A 16,658-nucleotide genomic window follows, 5' to 3' on the forward strand; every position below is an offset into this window, starting at 1 on the left:
TATAATCTAAATCAGCAGCTTCGAGGGATTTACAATAACAACAATGACAAGCGCATTGCCATGACCAAACTGGCTCATTGGTATAGAAATGTAGAGGAATCAGGTTTTAAAAATTTTAATATCCTGCTCAATACCATAACCATTAATTACAAATCAATCTTGAACTATTTTGATAACAGAAGCACAAATGCTTCGGCTGAATCTTTTAATGCTAAAATAAAAGCTTTTAGAGCGCAGTTCAGAGGGGTTAGAAATATAGATTTTTTCTTATTCAGATTATCCAATCTTTTTGCTTAATCCCCAACTTTTGAACCTGATCCGATTTTTTCTTATTCAGATTATCCAATCTTTTTGCTTAATCCCCAACTTTTGAACCTGATCCCTGATCCAAGATAATGCACAACATTTTATGCTTTCGAAAGGATATAAAACAAAAAAGCCACTCAAATTGAGTGGCTTATTGTGAACGCAGAAGGATTCGAACCTTCGACCGCCTGCTTAGAAGGCAGGTGCTCTATCCAGCTGAGCTATGCGTCCATTATTTCAATTGTAGTCGGGGTGGCAGGATTCGAACCTGCGGCCTCCTGCTCCCAAAGCAGGCGCGATAACCGGGCTACGCTACACCCCGAGGCAAAATTTAAGCGGAGAGACAGGGACTCGAACCCTGGCGACGGTTACCCGTCGACAGATTAGCAATCTGCTCCATTACCGCTCTGGCACCTCTCCTTGCTAGTGGAATTGCTTCCGTTTTGCGAGTGCAAATGTATAACAACATTCCTTTTCTCACAAGCTTTTTTTTGAGTTTTTTTAGTTTTTTTTCATCTTTTTTCAAAACCACTTCACAATCAAACAAATAGAATTAACAAAAATTTCACCTTAAATTTAAAATTCACCTATTCAATACAAAATTTGAATTTATTCAAATAAACAGTAAATTTGCTTACTAACTATTATTAAACAGAAAATGAACAAAAGAGTTGTTATCGTTTCTGCCGTTAGAACACCTATCGGAAGTTTCATGGGCGGGTTATCTACTGTACCTGCACCAAAATTAGGCGCTGCTGCTATAAAAGGAGCCCTTTCAAAAATTAACCTTGACCCAAAATTAGTCGATGAAGTTTTCATGGGAAATGTAATTCAGGCAGGTGTTGGACAAGCTCCGGCACGCCAAGCAGCACTTTTTGCTGGTCTGTCTGAAGAAGTTGTGGCTACCACAGTAAACAAAGTTTGCGCTTCTGGAATGAAAGCTGTAATGTTTGCTGCGCAGTCAATCGCATGCGGTGACGCTGAAATTGTGGTAGCGGGCGGAATGGAAAGCATGAGTTTGATTCCACATTATGTGCAAATGCGTGCTGGAAACAAATTTGGTCCTGCAACTATGCTTGACGGAATGCAGAAAGATGGTTTAACAGATGCTTACGACAACAACGCAATGGGAGTTTGCGCTGATTTATGTGCATCTGAATACAAAATCAGCCGTGAAGAGCAAGACGCTTTCGCAATTCAATCTTATGAAAGAAGCGCTAAAGCTTGGGATGCTGGAAAATTCGACAACGAAGTTGTTCCTGTAGAAGTTCCTCAAAGACGAGGTGAACCAATTATATTTTCAAAAGACGAAGAATACACTAATGTTAAATTAGATAAAATTCCATCTTTAAGTCCAGTTTTCACAAAAGACGGAACTGTAACCGCTGCAAATGCCTCGACAATCAACGATGGAGCAGCTGCTTTAGTTTTAATGTCCGAAGAAAAAGCAAATGCTTTAGGATTAAAGCCTCTTGCTTACATAAAAGGTTATGCAGATGCAGCTCAAGAACCAAAATGGTTTACGACAAGTCCGGCAAAAGCTTTACCAAAAGCTTTGGATAAAGCAGGAATTTCAATTTCAGATGTTGATTTCTTCGAATTTAACGAAGCTTTCTCTGTTGTTGGATTAGCTAATGCTAAAATATTAAACCTTGATAACGACAAAGTAAACGTAAACGGTGGCGCTGTTTCTTTAGGACATCCTCTTGGAGCTTCTGGAGCACGTATTATTGTAACTTTACTAAATGTTTTAGAACAAAATAATGCAAAAATTGGAGCTGCTGCAATTTGCAACGGCGGTGGTGGCGCATCAGCAATTGTTATCGAAAGAGCGTAAAACAATATCTTAAAAAATCAGGAGTTATGTTTATAACTCCTGATTTTCAACTAATAAATTTCCTTAAATGTTTGGAATTTGCAATTTAGCCATAGTACCTGTTCGAGCTGAGGCCAGCGACAGAAGTGAAATTGTTACACAGCTCTTGTTTGGCGAGCATATCGAAATTTTAGAACGCCATAATCAATGGGCTCGAATCAGAATTCAATATGATGATTACGAAGGTTGGGTAGATTCTAAGCAATATCAGGAAATTACCAAAGAGCAATTTGATCTTTTGAGTAAAGAATCAATTATTTTAAATGCTGATTTAATTGATTATATCACTGCTCCAAACAATCTACTGCTTCCAATTCCGCTTGGAGCATCATTGTCTTTTTTAAACAACAGCGAAATCAATACTTCAAATTTTGATTTTGAAGGAACTAAAACCAGTGGCATAAAACCCAAAAGCGCATTAATCAAAACTGCTTTTATGTATTTAAATGCTCCGTATTTATGGGGCGGAAAAACACCTTTCGGAATTGACTGTTCTGGATTTACTCAAATGGTTTACAAATTAAACGGTTATAAAATCCACCGTGATGCCTCTCAACAAGCACTAGAAGGAGATCCTTTAAGTTTTATTGAAGAATGCGAACCAGGCGATTTAGCCTTTTTTGATAATGATGAAGGAAACATTACCCATGTCGGCATCATAATGGAAAATAATTACATCATTCACGCAAGCGGAAAAGTTCGAATTGACCGTTTAGACCACACGGGAATTTACAATCCTGAATTAAACAAACACACTCACAAACTTCGTGTTATCAAGAAAATTATCTGATTAAAGTACACGGATAAAACAGATTCCCTTTGCGAAAACGCGGATTTGTACAGATTTCTTTTTATCTCTCGCAGATTGAGCTGATTATGCCTATTTATTTAAAAAAAATCTTTTCAAATCTGCCTAAATCATTAAAAATCTGCGTGAAATAAAAAATCCTTTCTGATCTTTTTATCCCGAAGCTATCGGGAGTGGCATAAAAAGTTAAGCACGCGGATAAAACAGATTCGCTTTGCGAAAACGCGGATTCTACAGATTATTTTTTTCTCTCGCAGATTGAGCAAATTAGGCTGGCGATTCCTTGAAAAAAATCTTTAAAGTCTGGGTGAAATAAAATAATCCTTTTAATCCTTAAATCTGTGGCGAAATAATTTGTGTTAATTAGTGTAATCCGTGTTTAAGCACTCAATCGAATCGACTTTCTAAATTCAGACGGACTATACCCTTTTTGTTTTCTAAAAAACTTATTAAAGTGGCTTTCATCCGTAAAACCAAATTCATACGCAATTTCATTGATTCGTTTATCACTGAATTGCAAACGATGCTCAATCAGTTTTGTTTTATAATTACTGATATACTGTTGCATCGTTTCGCTAGCATGTTTCTTAAAATAACGGCCTAAATACGTATTCGAAATTCCGAAATAATCACTGATTGATTCTGCTTTGATTTTTTCCGGATAATAAATATTGTTCTGAATATATTGTAAAATATCCATTGCTTTGGCTTCTGTTCCAATATTAACCTGCTCCGGAAGATATTTTGCAATATTTCTCGCCACAATAATAATCAGCGTATTGACCAATTGCTGAATCAACTCCTGATTATAAACATCTTTATCCTGATGTTCACGGCAAATGGCTTCAATCATTACTTTCACCAGACATTTATCAGGATCATTTTTTAGAATACAACCGGGCTGATGATTCGCATTTTGAAGAATGTATTCCAATCGCTGAATATTCTCATTCTGCAAACTCGAATTTTTCAAATAAATATCATTAAACCTCAAAAAGAAAAATTTCGTTTGAGTTTCAATGGTAAAATTATGACAATCCTCAGGCGTTAATAAAAACAAATGCCCTGGATCATATTCAAAAATATTCTTATTAATACATTGTCTTCCCGTACCTTCTAAAATATAAACCAGTTCGAAAAAATTATGACGATCTCCCACATCTGGATATTCAGTCAGCGTCTCAAAAGAAACCGTAAAAGGTTCGTATAAGTTTTCTTTTTTCATAATCGCATTTATTTGAAGATGCAAATATACCTAAAAAAGACAAATATATACCAAATAAGAATCATAAAAACAGTATAATTTTGCTTCGTCAAATTAATCAAAATAAAATTACAATCATGGAATATAGAAAATTAGGCAACTCAGAACTTGAATTATCAGCTATAACATACGGTGCATTTGCCATTGGCGGAACCATGTGGGGCGGAACAGAAAAAAAAGATTCGATAGAATCTGTTCAGGCTTCTATTGATCACGGCGTTACTACAATTGACACTGCTCCTTTTTACGGATTTGGTTTAAGCGAAGAAATGATCGGAGAAGCTATAAAACCTTACGATCGCTCTAAAATTCAATTACTTACTAAATTCGGTTTGGTTTGGGACGGAAGCAATAACGGAAAAGGCGATTACTTTTTCGACGCTGACGACAATAGTAAAAAAGTTCCGGTTTACAAATATTCATCAAAAGCAAACGTAATAAAAGAAGTTGAAGAAAGTTTAAAACGTCTTCAAACTGATTATATTGATTTACTTCAAATTCACTGGCCAGACTCAACAACACCAATTTCTGAAACAATGGAAGCTGCTGAAAGCTTAATTCAGCAAGGAAAAATCAGAGCTTTCGGAGTAAGTAATTACAATGTCGCACAAATTCAGGAAGCACAAAAAACAATTCAAGTGGCTTCAAATCAAGTGGCATACAGCATGCTAAATCGCAAAATTGAAGAAGAACTAATTCCTTTCACAGTTGCAGAAAATATCGGAATCATTGCTTACAGTCCTATGGAAAGAGGTTTATTGACTGGGAAATATTTCACTGACAGCAAATTAAAAGAAAACGACCACAGAAACGGATATTTCAATCAATTTGATCTTCAAAAAGTAAAAACTTTGGTTGAAGAATTAACTTCTTTAGCACACGCAAAAGAAGCAAGCTTATCACAATTGGTTTTACGCTGGACAAGTTTACAAAAAGGAATTTCAATTGTGTTAGCTGGAGCAAGAAACGCAGAACAAGCTATTTCAAACGCCAAAACAATGGATTTTGACTTATCTGATTCAGAATTAGAATTCATCAACCAGGCAATTGCTAAAATAAAATAATTCTTTTTTTTTAACACATAGAAACATAGTCCTTAGTTATTGTCAAAGGCGTTTCACTCACATTAACAAAGATGGTCAGCACAATCTTGTCATTTCGACTGAAAGGAGAAATCACACTAGAAACTCCGCAAACTAAGTCGCCAATCTTTGGCGAGTAACGTGTGTGATTTCTCGTTCCTCGAAATGACAAGCTTTGAGAGCTATGTGTTTAAAAAAAATCTCAAAAAAATAAATAATTAGAATTTGGGCGTGTCCCAAGGGCCGGGCTATCCGCTAAATCTTTTTCTTTTTAAAGAAAAAAGAAAAAGGATATCGCTCCTATCCCTCACGCGTCCATTTTCATAAGAAACAACAATTAAAATGAAAAAGATATTTATAATTAACGGCGGACAAAAATTCGCACATTCAGGAGGACAATTCAACAAAACCGTTCAAGATTGGACAGTTGAATTTCTTTCTAAAAACAACGATTACGAAATAAAAACAACGCACATCGAAGATCAAATCGATTTACAAGAAGAAGTAGAAAAATTCGTTTGGGCAGATTTAATTATCTATCACACACCAGTTTGGTGGTTTCAATTGCCAAACCTTTTCAAAAAATACATCGACGATGTTTTTACACAAGGACACAACAACGGAATATACAAAAGCGACGGAAGAAGCCGTGTAAATCCAGACATCAATTACGGAACTGGCGGATTGCTACACGGACGCAAATACATGCTTACCACAAGCTGGAATGCACCTGCAACGGCTTTTACACTTCCTGGTGAATTCTTCGATCAAACTTCTGTTGATGATGGCGTAATGTTTGGTTTCCACAAAATGAACAAATTCACAGGAATGGAACGCATCGACGGGTTTCATTTTCATGATGTTGAAAAAGGCGCTACACCAGAAAATATCGTTATCTTTAAAGAGAATTACACGAAACATTTAGAGCAAACTTTTAAAAACTTATAATTATGATTTCGATTACCGCAATTTTAAAAAGTAAACCAGAGCATTTAATTGAAGTTAAAAACCTGCTGACACATCTAGTAACCGAAACTAGAAAAGAAGCTGCATGTATTCGTTACGATTTGCACACTTCCGAAAATGTTTTTATTCTTTGGGAAGAATGGAAAGATCAACCGGGATTAGACTTGCATAACAATCAATCTTATTTGCAAGAATTCATCAAAAAAACTGAAAATCTGGTTTCGAGCCCAATTCAGGTTTACAAAACCGCGCAGATTTTATAAGTTTAGTTTGCCACGAATTACACAAATTTTCACGAATTGTTTTTTAATTGAGAATATGGAGATTAGTGTAATTCGTGTAATTCGTGGCGAAAAAAAATCCTACACAATATTCAGAAAAAAGCTAAATTGCCTAAAATTTAGAAAACTAATTTTTTTATGAGCAATTATCACCTTGCCGAAATTAATATTGCCAAAATGAAAGGAGTCGATATTAACGACCCAATCATGAAAGAATTTGTAGACAATTTAGATGCTGTAAACACTTTAGCTGAAGAAAGCGAAGGTTTTGTTTGGCGTTTAAAAGATGAAACTGACAATGCTACAAGTCTTAATCCGTACAATGATGAACAAATTATTATCAATGTTTCCGTTTGGGAAAATATAGAAACATTGGAACATTATATGTACAAAACTTTTCACAGTGACTTTTTAAGACGCAGAAAAGAATGGTTTCAAAAATTCGGAAAAGCACACACCGCTATGTGGTGGATTCCAAAAGGACATATTCCTACTCTAGAAGAAGCGGTTGAAAAATTAGATTACCTTCAAAAAAACGGGCCATCAGAACTTGTTTTCGATTTAAGAACTAAATTCCCAGCTCCTAAGCAAATCGCTTAATTATTTGTTTGCCACGAATTACACAAATTTCCACAAATTTTTATTCGCTGATAAAAAATTAATTCGTGTAAATTAGTGTAATTAGTGGCTATAAAAAAACTTATTTAATTCCTCCAAAAGCGCCAAAACACATATTTTTATGCAAAATTTCTACTTTTGAAAAACCTACTTTTCTCATCAAATCCAATTGGTAATTCATCGATCTAGGCGAATCTTCTTTTTCAATATAATCCAAAACTTTCTGGCGATACTCTGCCCCTCCTATTCCTTCCAAATATATGCCATAACGTTGCCACGTATAATCATTCAACAAATCAGTATCCTGTGTAATCAAATCAGAAATCATCAAACAACCTCCTGGTTTTAATAATTTAAACAATTTCGCAAAAGTTGTTCCCCAATCGTTATCATCACGTAAATGATGCAAAACTGCACCAGCCAAGATAATATCAAAACTATTCTCTTCTAAATCTACTTCACGAATATCGCCTTGTTTTATTTCTACTTTTCCGTTCGTTTCTGCCGAAACTCTTTCAAAAGCACGATTCAACATTGGCAAACTCAAATCGACTAACGTACAATTCAAATTTGGCAGTTTAGATAACATTTTTAACGTATAATTTCCAGCTCCACAGCCTACATCCAACACATTTTTAGCATTTGGAACAATTCGTTTTGAAGCTTCCGTTATTAATTCCAAAGAAATAGTAGCATCAATTGTAGCGACTTGCCCCGTTTCTAAATTTGAAAATCGTTCGACATCATTGTCAAATCGTTCTTTGATTTCTGTAATAGTTGATTTTTTCATGGCCTTTTGTTTTTTTTAATTTTTCACGCAGATTTAAAAGAGATTAAAGCAGATTTAAAAATGATTTTCTTTTTATTCTTTATTCAAACAAAAAAATTTGCTTCGATCAGTTTAAATCTGCTAAATCTGCGAGAAACTTTTTTTTCTTTTTCTTTAATCTCTCGCAGATCAAGCAGATTGAGCTAATCTTTTTGCTATTATATGATTGGGATATTATTATGATTAAGATGATTTATCTAAAAATTAATAATCTGCTTTATCTGCTCAATCTGCGAGAGAATTATTTCTTACTCTTAAAGTTAAGGGTTATTCTTTAGGAGCTCTGAACTATACCTTGCACGCTTATCTTCTAACTCATAACTTCTAAAACCAAAATTATCTCTTTCATAAATACTTTAAAAATACTATTTTTATCAATTAACAATACTTTAAAAGTATCATGGAATTACGTCATCTAAAATACTTCTTGGCTGTAGCCGAAGAACTGAACTTTACCAAAGCTTCAGAAAAACTCTTTATTTCTCAACCTCCATTAAGCAGACAAATTGCTGAATTGGAAGAAGAACTTCAGGCAAAGCTTTTTATCAGAAACAATAAAAAAGTAGAATTGACCGAAGCTGGAAAATATTTTAAAGAAGAAATTATGGCAATTTTTCAAAATCTGGAACGTATTTCTGTGACAACAAAAAAAATCGCAGAGAATGTTTCGGGCGAATTTAGGATTGCTTATATCAGTTCGATTTATTCTGCTGTTATTTCAGATTTGATAAAACATCTGAAAGCACAATTTCCATACGTAAACTTCAAACTTTTCGAAATTTCAACAACCAAACAAATCGATGCTTTAGAACAAGGAAAAATTGAAATGGGAATTATTCGATCGCCAATTCATTCGCCTAAAATAAAATCGCATTTATGGTTTAAAGACGGATTTTCATTGGTTTACAATAAAAAATCAGTTCAGATAAAATCAGAAAATGAGATTTTAGAATTAAAAGACGAAACTTTTGTTTTCTTCAATAAAGATTACGCACCGCATTATCATGAAGTTTTATTGGAACTTTGTGCTTTTTATGGCTTTACGCCGAAAATCATCCACGAAGCAAACAACATTAATTCCATCGTACAATTAGTCAAAAACGGATTGGGAATTTCGATTGTTCCTTCAAATATTGCTAAAAACAATCACGATCCTGAGATTGGTTTTATTGAATTGAAAAAAGTGAATCTTTATACTAATGTATCATTAATAACTTCAAAAGATGATCATTCTGACATTACGCAATCTGCTGTTGCCTTTTTGCTGCCACAAAGGCGCTAAGTCGCAAAGCTTTATTTATTAAAAGTAAAAAAAGTTTCACGCAGATTCCGCAGATTTTAGCAGATTTATTCTTTAAAATTATCTGCAAAATCTGCCTAAATCTTATAAAATCTGCGTGAAATAAAAACTTTGCGTCTTAGCGCCTTCGTGGCCATAACAAAAATTCGTTACAATTTAGTACAGAAATCCACATCAGAAAAAGAGAACTTTTAAATATCTTAGCAAATTCAAATTCTACAATAAAAATTTCAATATAAAATGGCCGAGCAATCTTCAATTCAGTGTCCAAACTGCGGAACTCCTATCGACGTAAATGATGTTTTGAAACATCAATTGGAAGACAGCATCCGTAAAGAATTCCAGCAGAAAGCGAATATTCAAAACCGTGAATTAGAGCTTAAAAACGAACAATTCGAAAAAGCCAAAGCCGAATTTGAAGCGAAAAAAAAACAGGAAAATGAACTTTTTGCTGAACGTTTGGAACGCGAGAAAAAAACAGCCGAAAAAGAAATTTCTGAAAAACTAAAAGCCAAACTCGCAGAAGAGAACAAAGATCGTTTGCTTTTAATGGAAAAAGAACTCTCTGAAAAATCAGAAAAAATCAGGCAACTAAATAAAATGGAAGGTGAAATCGCAAAATTACAGCGCGAAAAACTGGAAATGAAAGAAGCGATTCAGGCCGAAGCCGAAAAGCAATTGAACGCGCAATTGGCTTTGGAACGTGAAAAAATCAGAAAACAAGAAGACGATAAAAACGAACTAAAATTCAAAGAACTTCAGAAACAGCTGGAAGAACAAAAAAAGCTGACCGAAGAAATGAAACGCAAGCAGGAACAAGGTTCGATGCAACTGCAAGGCGAAGTAATGGAATTAGCAATTGAAGAATGGCTTGCAAACAATTTCCCTCTCGACAGTATTGATGAAGTCAAAAAAGGCGCAAACGGAGCTGATTGTCTTCAAATTGTCAACACTCGCGAACACCAAAATTGCGGTTCTATTTATTATGAAAGCAAGAGAACAAAAGCCTTTCAGCCATCTTGGATCGAGAAATTCAAAAACGATATTAGAACCAAAAGAGCCAATATCGGAGTTTTAGTAACCGAAGTGATGCCCAACGGAATGGACCGAATGGGAATGCGCGACGGAATCTGGATTTGCACGTATGAAGAGTTTAAAGGTTTAAGTGCGGTTTTGCGTCAATCTTTAATTCAAATCAATCAAGCGGTTCAAGCGCAGGAAAACAAAGGCGATAAAATGTCAATGTTGTATGATTTCCTTACCAGTAACGAATTCCGTTTACAGATTGAAGGTATTGTAGAAGGTTTTACGCAAATGCAAAACGATCTGGAATCGGAAAAAAGAGCGATGCAGCGAATCTGGAAACAACGCGAGAAACAAATCGAAAAAGTGGTTCATAATACATTAGGCATGTATGGTTCGATTCGTGGTATTGCCGGAAATGCGGTTCAAAGCGTGAAAGCTCTGGAATTGGATTTTATTGAAGGTGATGATGAAGATGAAGAACCAAAGGAATTGTTTGAATAAATCTTTTATTCAAGATTTAAGCGTTAAGTTTGTCATTCCGAGGAACGAGGAATCACACAAGTGATTCCTCATGCTATATCGTCAATCTTTGCGGAGTTTCGTGTGTGATTCCTCGTTCCTCGGAATGACAAAACAGTGCGTTAATCGACTTTCTTAAAAACAGCCAATTTCCCCGAAGGATTTGACAGAATCAGTTGATTATTTCCAATAGAATAAGTAGTTGTACTCTGCAAAGCTTTTGTAAATTCTCCTTCTTTATTTCCTTGAGGACAAGCCATAAGCGTTGAAATTACTTTTGTAAAACGCAACAAATCTTTTTCATAAAAAATAGAACCGCTGATGGCGTTACAGCCTCCATAACCAGAAAATCTATTTTCTGCCGAATTAATTTCAATTCGAGGCATTTCTTTCTGAAAATCTGTTGCAAAAACTTTGTATCCATTCAATTCTTCCAAAACCCAAATATCATGAAGTCGATAATCGGTTAAATATTTTCCGCATCCGCTTAATTTCTTTGTTTCTAATTCCGAATTATTTTTGATTTCGACCTTTACACTATAAGGAGAAATTGAGCCAGACATTGAATCTTGACAATCCAATTGTTGAATTGTTATGGTTGCAGAAGTCGTTTCATTATTTACTTTATACATCTTTACATTAGCATCCATAGCTTTTATAGCTTCCACAGCAGGAAAAGTGATTTTCTCTTTTCCTGGTATTAAGGACGTAAAGACGATTTCCTCATTTCCTATTTTGATTCCCCAAAATGGTTCGTTTCCTGTTCCTTTAAAATAATATTTTAAATCTTCTTCTGTAGAACTTGGTGAAGTTGTTCCGCCCGACTCTTTGTTTGCAGTTGTTTTACAGCTTATAATAAAAATTGATAATAACAATATTGAAAGTATTTTTTTCATGAGATTTTAGTTTAAAAACATTCTTTTTCTATAAAACACTCTTAAAATTCTTATGAATTTACGACATTTTTTTGAAACACTTACATCTTGCTTCTCACTTTTCACATTTGACTTTAGGGCTCCATCTTTCAACTTTCACACTAATTTACTTATCTTTGAAATCTATTATCAAGCCAAAAAATGACTACACCTTTTCAAAAAGCAAGCGAATGGATTGATGCCGAAAACGCGCAAGATCCAAATACCGAAATCGATCAAAACAAAGAATATCCAAAAGAATTATTGTATTCCAGCAGGATGTATAAAAAATTGATGGAATTTGAACCCAAGGCATCCGAAGAGATTCAGATTGCTTCAAAAGCGCAGCATATTTGCCGATGGAAAGTCGCTCGCGAATCATACCCAATGGATCGTGTTGGTTATTTGAAATGGAGAGAAGAATTAAAAAAATTTCACTCTAAAACTACTGCCGAAATTCTGGTAAAAGCAGGTTATGATCAAACTTTTATCGATCGTGTTTCGTTCTTAATTGAGAAAAAACTACTTAAAAAAGACGCCGAAACCCAATTATTGGAAGATGTTATCTGTCTGGTGTTTTTAGAATATTACTTAGAACCTTTCGTTCACAAACATGACGAAGAAAAACTTAAAAACATCATCAAAAAAACCTGGGACAAAATGTCTGAAAAAGGACATCAAGAAGCTTTAAAAATCAATTATACTGAAGAAAATCGTAATCTTATAAAAGCCTCATTAGGGCTTTAGAAAAAAAACAAAACTACCTCATTTCTCCTTACCCATTTCTGCTATTGGCGGTCAAACTATTGCATTAAAATAAGACTGTTTTTTTAATGTTATTTTAATTTTTAGTTTCTGCATTAAAGTCTATTTTAAAGAATTACGTATATTAGCGTCTTCTTCATAGATGAAAATACGTAAAAGCCAGAATAAAAATTAAGTAAGTTATGAGTAAAAACATTCGTGTAGTATTGGTAGATGACCATGTTTTTGTAAGAGATGGGATCAAATCATTACTGGAAAATGAAATCGGAATAGAGGTTGCAGGAGAGGCTACTGATGGTCTTGATGCTCTGGAAGTAATTGAAGACTGTAATCCCGACTTACTTATAACAGACATTCGCATGCCTAATTTAAATGGTATCGAACTGGTTGAAAAACTTAAAAGTGAAAACAGCACTTTAAAAATCATAATGCTTTCAATGTATGAAACTGAAGAGTATGTTTTAAAATCTGTAAAAGCAGGTGCCGATGGCTATTTACTTAAAGGTTCAAGCAAAGATGAATTTTTAAAAGCACTTCACACGGTTGTTGCCGGCGGAAAATATTTCAGTGGGGATGTTTCTGGCATTTTAATCAACCAGATAACAAATTCATCAGGTTCATCAGAATCAAGACAGAATTTAGGAGATAAAATGATGATTACAAAAAGAGAAAAAGAAATTCTCACTCTTTTATTATCTGGAAAAGGGAATAAAGAAATCGCTGAAAATCTAAAGATTAGCAAAAGAACTGCCGAGGTACATCGATTTAATTTAATGAAAAAATTAAAAGTGAAAAACTTGATGGAGCTTTCCAACAAAGCTGCTGAATTTTCTTTGGTCTAAAACTTACGTACTTATACGTAATTTAGTTCAGCATCTTCAATTTTTAATATTCTTTTAATCTCTAAAAATTAATATGCCATAAAGATAATTATTCCGATAATACTGAAAGTATTCTGGAATGATGCATTTTAGCTAAGTATACCATTTCTCCAATCAAATAAAAACCTTAATAAATCAGATTAAAAAATAATAAGCTCTTACAAATAAGAGAGCTTGTTTTTCTTATAAATTTACTACAGAAAAAAATTTCAAACCAATGAAAGAAATCAGATTTATAATCCTATTAATCCTAGGATCCTTAACTTCTTCACAGGCACAGGAACTAGATGTTAACTTACAACTTCGACCGCGTTTTGAATATAGAAATGGATACAAAACACTTCTTCCTGAAGGCCAAAAGGGAACTTCTCAAATTTCTCAACGTTCGCGTTTAAACATTAATTTCAAACAAGATGATTTAATTGTAAAATTAACTTTCCAAAATACCAGAACATGGGGAGATGTACCAACCACAGCCATAGCAGATAAAAATGGAGTTGCTGTTTTTGAAGCTTGGGCACAATATAATTTTACAGAAAAATGGAGCGCTAGAATGGGACGTCAAGTTCTTTCTTATGACAATCAGCGTATTTTGGGTGAAATGGACTGGGCACAGCAAGCTCAAAGCCATGATGCGCTTACTATTACCTATCAGACAGAAAAGCAAAAATTAGATTTTGGAGGTGCCTATAATTCAACCGCTGAAAATACAGTGCAAACTCCATACACAGTTGCCAATTATAAAGCAATGCAATATGCTTGGTATCACAACCAATTTAGCAGTGATTTGGGTTTAAGTTTCTTATTACTTAACACTGGTTACGAATATGCAAATGCAGATGCAAAACTTTTAGTTGATTATAAGCAGACTTTTGGACCTTATCTAACTTACAAAACAAGCAAAATAGACAGCAACTTTTGGGTATATGGCCAAACTGGAAAAAGCACCGATCTGCAAGTAAGTGCTTGGAATGCCGCTGCAAATTTTAATTACAACATTACAGAATCATTCAAAGCTGGTTTGGGATATGAAATTTTATCTGGAAAAGCTTCAAATGACGGAAGTACGGTAATTAAATCTTTCAATCCGATTTTTGGAACCAACCACGGATTTAACGGTTACATGGATTATTTTTATGTTGGAAATCACATAAACAATGTTGGTTTGCAAGACGCTTTCTTAAAATTAAATTACAATATCAACAAATGGCAGTTTGCTTTGATGCCACATGTATTTTTAGCAGCAGCTGATGTTGTTACGCCCGCAAATGAAAAATTAGATTCCTATTTAGGAACTGAAATTGATGCGAGTTTTGGCTATAATTTCAAAAAAGATATCACTGTAACAGGTGGTTATTCTCAAATGTTTGGCTCTAAAACCATGGAATTTATTAAAAATGGAGATGCCAGTCATACCAACAATTGGGCTTGGCTAATGATTTCTGTTAATCCAAGAATTTTTAGCTGGAAAAAATAATTTATCTTCAAAATTATCTTATAAATTTTACCCTTTTCTTATTTCGAGAAAAGGGTGTTTTTTTTATATATAAAAAAGCGATTATATCATATAATTAATTATATTTGAAGCGATTACGAACCCCCAATTCTATCCTAATGAAACCATTTCTAAAACTTTCAATGCTGACATTTATTGTTACGCAGACAGGCATTGCCCAGAAATACAATGATGCCTTAATCTCTAAAAACTCAGAAATTAATTTTGCAAAAACGCAAAAAAGAGGAATTAAAAAAAACAACATTGTTTATTATGTCGAAAACGACATGCAAACCATATCAGCTTACAAAAAAAGTAAATTGAAATGGCAGACTAATGTAATTTCAGTTTGTGGAAAACCAAAAAAAGGAGAACCTGAAATTAGATATGTAGGTTATAACTCAGATAAGCTGCTTATCGTTATGGGAAAACATAATTTTGCTGAAATTGATGTTAATAGCGGTGTTACTACACTTGTTTAAATAAAATAAAGAGATTTTTAGAAATCTGAAATTTATATAGAATGCCCTTTTTTGTTTTTGAGAAAGGGTATTTTTTTTGTTTGAAATTCAAACTAAACCTTTCTTTATTAAGTAAATTTGATTTTGATTTCTAAAAATTTAATAATGAACAACACTTGGACCAAAAGATGGGACGACCGTTACAGCAATGAAGAATTTGCCTACGGCGAAGAACCCAACAATTACTTAAAAGAACAACTAGAAAAACTAAATCCAAACTCTATACTTTTTCCTGCCGAAGGTGAAGGACGAAATGCCGTTTTTGCTTCAAAATTAGGATGGAAAACTTCGGCATTTGATATTAGTGAAGAAGGCAGAAACAAAGCCTTAAAACTTGCTGAAGCCAATAATGTTACAATTGATTATCAGGTTGGCGAATTGGAATCTTTAGATTTTCAGGAAAACCAGTTTGATGTTATCGCATTAATTTATGCTCATTTTCCAGCAGAAATTAAATCGGATATTCATCTTCAGCTTAATGCTTTATTAAAAAAAGGCGGAATTATAATTTTTGAAGCGTTCAGCAAAAAGCACCTAGAATATCTTGCAATAAACGAAAAAGTTGGAGGACCAAAAGACATTGAATCTCTTTTTTCAATCAAAGAAATCAAAGCTGATTTTCCAAACTACGAAATCATCAAATTAGAAGAAAAAGAAATCGAACTCAGCGAAGGTTTATTCCATAACGGAACAGGTTCTGTAATTCGATTTGTTGGAAAGAAAAAATAATCAAATTCGACGTAAAGACACACTGCAGTGCGTCTCTACAAAAATTATCTTAAAAAAAATTCCCTTGAAAGATTGTAAAAGATGATCTTTGGGTTGGTGCCATTTTAACTTATAATGTTTTATTTGCTAAAAATTTCAATCCCAATACACGCGAATATACTGTGCATTCTCAGAATATCGACAAACTCGAACTGCCGACTATTTTAATTGAATTAAGTCGGAAATATTTTGAAGAATTAGGAAACTCAACAGCAGAAACAACCCAAAATCCACAGAAAAAAGAAAAAATTCAGCAAGAGATTTACCAATGTCAGGAATGCTTAACCTTGGGTAAATCAGAATTTGGAGATGAAAGCCAAGGAATTCTAAAAGGTTTAGTGATTTAGGCAATGATTATTGCTGTTCGTTATGCGAATCACCAAAAACAACTTTAAAATTTTGGAAACTATTGATAACTAACATTTTCTATAGAAAGCTT

General features: G+C 33.9%; 18 protein-coding genes and 3 tRNA genes. 15 read left to right on the forward strand and 6 right to left on the reverse strand.

Annotated elements, in window-relative coordinates; all coding sequences use genetic code 11:
* On the forward strand, window positions 1-297 hold a 297-nt coding region (locus tag BM289_RS05590; RefSeq protein WP_244165329.1), incomplete at its 5' end, for a transposase.
* A 166-nt stretch (window positions 298-463) separates the two neighbouring features.
* Here the strand turns inward: BM289_RS05590 and BM289_RS05595 are convergent.
* The 3 genes from BM289_RS05595 to BM289_RS05605 form a co-directional block, all read right to left on the reverse strand.
* A tRNA-Arg gene (locus BM289_RS05595) sits at window positions 464-537 on the reverse strand.
* A gap of 16 nt (window positions 538-553) precedes the next feature.
* A tRNA-Pro gene (locus BM289_RS05600) sits at window positions 554-628 on the reverse strand.
* Between the two features lie 14 nt (window positions 629-642).
* Window positions 643-726, reverse strand: a tRNA-Ser gene (locus BM289_RS05605).
* A 238-nt stretch (window positions 727-964) separates the two neighbouring features.
* On the opposite strand from BM289_RS05605, the gene BM289_RS05610 reads away from it, so the two are divergent.
* Together BM289_RS05610 and BM289_RS05615 are read left to right on the forward strand one after the other, a co-directional pair.
* On the forward strand, window positions 965-2,143 hold the full coding sequence (locus BM289_RS05610; protein WP_091491578.1) for an acetyl-CoA C-acyltransferase: 1,179 nt from the start codon (window positions 965-967) through the stop codon (window positions 2,141-2,143).
* A 67-nt stretch (window positions 2,144-2,210) separates the two neighbouring features.
* The gene (locus BM289_RS05615) at window positions 2,211-2,972 is read left to right on the forward strand and encodes a C40 family peptidase (protein ID WP_091491580.1); all 762 of its coding nucleotides are present in this window, start codon (window positions 2,211-2,213) and stop codon (window positions 2,970-2,972) included.
* Between the two features lie 397 nt (window positions 2,973-3,369).
* Here BM289_RS05615 and BM289_RS05620 read toward each other — a convergent pair whose 3' ends face one another.
* Window positions 3,370-4,215 (reverse strand): AraC family transcriptional regulator, encoded by an 846-nt coding sequence (locus BM289_RS05620; protein ID WP_091491581.1) that lies wholly within the window; start codon window positions 4,213-4,215, stop codon window positions 3,370-3,372.
* A 116-nt stretch (window positions 4,216-4,331) separates the two neighbouring features.
* Between BM289_RS05620 and BM289_RS05625 the strand changes: the two genes are divergently transcribed.
* From BM289_RS05625 to BM289_RS05640, 4 genes are all read left to right on the forward strand, one after another.
* A complete protein-coding gene (locus BM289_RS05625; RefSeq protein ID WP_091491583.1) occupies window positions 4,332-5,318 on the forward strand; it encodes an aldo/keto reductase in 987 nt (328 codons plus the stop codon).
* Between the two features lie 360 nt (window positions 5,319-5,678).
* On the forward strand, window positions 5,679-6,284 hold the full coding sequence (locus BM289_RS05630) for an NAD(P)H-dependent oxidoreductase (protein WP_091491584.1): 606 nt from the start codon (window positions 5,679-5,681) through the stop codon (window positions 6,282-6,284).
* Window positions 6,285-6,286: 2 nt separating this feature from the next.
* Window positions 6,287-6,565 (forward strand): putative quinol monooxygenase, encoded by a 279-nt coding sequence (locus BM289_RS05635; protein WP_008468761.1) that lies wholly within the window; start codon window positions 6,287-6,289, stop codon window positions 6,563-6,565.
* A gap of 156 nt (window positions 6,566-6,721) precedes the next feature.
* Window positions 6,722-7,183, forward strand: a complete 462-nt coding sequence (locus BM289_RS05640; RefSeq protein WP_091491586.1) for a DUF3291 domain-containing protein — start codon at window positions 6,722-6,724, stop codon at window positions 7,181-7,183.
* A gap of 100 nt (window positions 7,184-7,283) precedes the next feature.
* Here BM289_RS05640 and BM289_RS05645 read toward each other — a convergent pair whose 3' ends face one another.
* Window positions 7,284-7,991 carry a class I SAM-dependent methyltransferase gene (locus BM289_RS05645; protein ID WP_091491587.1) on the reverse strand — a complete coding sequence of 236 codons (708 nt, stop codon included), beginning with the start codon at window positions 7,989-7,991 and terminating at the stop codon, window positions 7,284-7,286.
* A gap of 439 nt (window positions 7,992-8,430) precedes the next feature.
* Between BM289_RS05645 and BM289_RS05655 the strand changes: the two genes are divergently transcribed.
* Complete coding sequence (locus BM289_RS05655) at window positions 8,431-9,312, forward strand: LysR family transcriptional regulator (RefSeq protein ID WP_091491590.1); 882 nt, start codon at window positions 8,431-8,433, stop codon at window positions 9,310-9,312.
* A gap of 258 nt (window positions 9,313-9,570) precedes the next feature.
* On the forward strand, window positions 9,571-10,857 hold the full coding sequence (locus BM289_RS05660) for a DUF2130 domain-containing protein (protein WP_091491592.1): 1,287 nt from the start codon (window positions 9,571-9,573) through the stop codon (window positions 10,855-10,857).
* A gap of 140 nt (window positions 10,858-10,997) precedes the next feature.
* On the opposite strand, the gene BM289_RS05665 is transcribed toward BM289_RS05660, so the two are convergent.
* Entirely contained in the window at window positions 10,998-11,771 is a 774-nt protein-coding gene (locus BM289_RS05665; protein WP_091491593.1) for an META domain-containing protein, read from the reverse strand.
* A gap of 180 nt (window positions 11,772-11,951) precedes the next feature.
* Between BM289_RS05665 and BM289_RS05670 the strand changes: the two genes are divergently transcribed.
* The 6 genes from BM289_RS05670 to BM289_RS05695 all read left to right on the forward strand — a co-directional run bounded on the left by BM289_RS05670 (window position 11,952) and on the right by BM289_RS05695 (window position 16,566).
* A complete protein-coding gene (locus BM289_RS05670; RefSeq protein WP_091491595.1) occupies window positions 11,952-12,536 on the forward strand; it encodes a DUF4202 domain-containing protein in 585 nt (194 codons plus the stop codon).
* Window positions 12,537-12,736: 200 nt separating this feature from the next.
* Window positions 12,737-13,396 (forward strand): response regulator, encoded by a 660-nt coding sequence (locus BM289_RS05675; RefSeq protein WP_091491597.1) that lies wholly within the window; start codon window positions 12,737-12,739, stop codon window positions 13,394-13,396.
* 256 nt (window positions 13,397-13,652) lie between these two features.
* Complete coding sequence (locus BM289_RS05680) at window positions 13,653-14,912, forward strand: alginate export family protein (RefSeq protein ID WP_091491599.1); 1,260 nt, start codon at window positions 13,653-13,655, stop codon at window positions 14,910-14,912.
* 137 nt (window positions 14,913-15,049) lie between these two features.
* Window positions 15,050-15,412, forward strand: a complete 363-nt coding sequence (locus BM289_RS05685) for a hypothetical protein (protein ID WP_091491601.1) — start codon at window positions 15,050-15,052, stop codon at window positions 15,410-15,412.
* A gap of 144 nt (window positions 15,413-15,556) precedes the next feature.
* Window positions 15,557-16,180: a class I SAM-dependent methyltransferase gene (locus BM289_RS05690; RefSeq protein ID WP_091491602.1), complete on the forward strand. Its 624-nt coding sequence runs from the start codon at window positions 15,557-15,559 to the stop codon at window positions 16,178-16,180.
* Window positions 16,181-16,341: 161 nt separating this feature from the next.
* Complete coding sequence (locus BM289_RS05695; RefSeq protein ID WP_244165330.1) at window positions 16,342-16,566, forward strand: hypothetical protein; 225 nt, start codon at window positions 16,342-16,344, stop codon at window positions 16,564-16,566.
* Window positions 16,567-16,658: the final 92 nt, after the last annotated feature.

The organism is Flavobacterium phragmitis (genome assembly GCF_900112575.1).
In the GTDB taxonomy this organism is placed as follows: Bacteria; Bacteroidota; Bacteroidia; order Flavobacteriales; family Flavobacteriaceae; genus Flavobacterium; species Flavobacterium phragmitis.

Coding starts and splice junctions, on each gene's coding strand:
- BM289_RS05610 (WP_091491578.1), top strand. CDS start 965: ATGAACAAAAGAGTTGTTATCGTTTCTGCCGTTAGAACACCTATCGGA.
- BM289_RS05615 (WP_091491580.1), top strand. CDS start 2,211: ATGTTTGGAATTTGCAATTTAGCCATAGTACCTGTTCGAGCTGAGGCC.
- BM289_RS05620 (WP_091491581.1), bottom strand. CDS start 4,215: ATGAAAAAAGAAAACTTATACGAACCTTTTACGGTTTCTTTTGAGACG.
- BM289_RS05625 (WP_091491583.1), top strand. CDS start 4,332: ATGGAATATAGAAAATTAGGCAACTCAGAACTTGAATTATCAGCTATA.
- BM289_RS05630 (WP_091491584.1), top strand. CDS start 5,679: ATGAAAAAGATATTTATAATTAACGGCGGACAAAAATTCGCACATTCA.
- BM289_RS05635 (WP_008468761.1), top strand. CDS start 6,287: ATGATTTCGATTACCGCAATTTTAAAAAGTAAACCAGAGCATTTAATT.
- BM289_RS05640 (WP_091491586.1), top strand. CDS start 6,722: ATGAGCAATTATCACCTTGCCGAAATTAATATTGCCAAAATGAAAGGA.
- BM289_RS05645 (WP_091491587.1), bottom strand. CDS start 7,991: ATGAAAAAATCAACTATTACAGAAATCAAAGAACGATTTGACAATGAT.
- BM289_RS05655 (WP_091491590.1), top strand. CDS start 8,431: ATGGAATTACGTCATCTAAAATACTTCTTGGCTGTAGCCGAAGAACTG.
- BM289_RS05660 (WP_091491592.1), top strand. CDS start 9,571: ATGGCCGAGCAATCTTCAATTCAGTGTCCAAACTGCGGAACTCCTATC.
- BM289_RS05665 (WP_091491593.1), bottom strand. CDS start 11,771: ATGAAAAAAATACTTTCAATATTGTTATTATCAATTTTTATTATAAGC.
- BM289_RS05670 (WP_091491595.1), top strand. CDS start 11,952: ATGACTACACCTTTTCAAAAAGCAAGCGAATGGATTGATGCCGAAAAC.
- BM289_RS05675 (WP_091491597.1), top strand. CDS start 12,737: ATGAGTAAAAACATTCGTGTAGTATTGGTAGATGACCATGTTTTTGTA.
- BM289_RS05680 (WP_091491599.1), top strand. CDS start 13,653: ATGAAAGAAATCAGATTTATAATCCTATTAATCCTAGGATCCTTAACT.
- BM289_RS05685 (WP_091491601.1), top strand. CDS start 15,050: ATGAAACCATTTCTAAAACTTTCAATGCTGACATTTATTGTTACGCAG.
- BM289_RS05690 (WP_091491602.1), top strand. CDS start 15,557: ATGAACAACACTTGGACCAAAAGATGGGACGACCGTTACAGCAATGAA.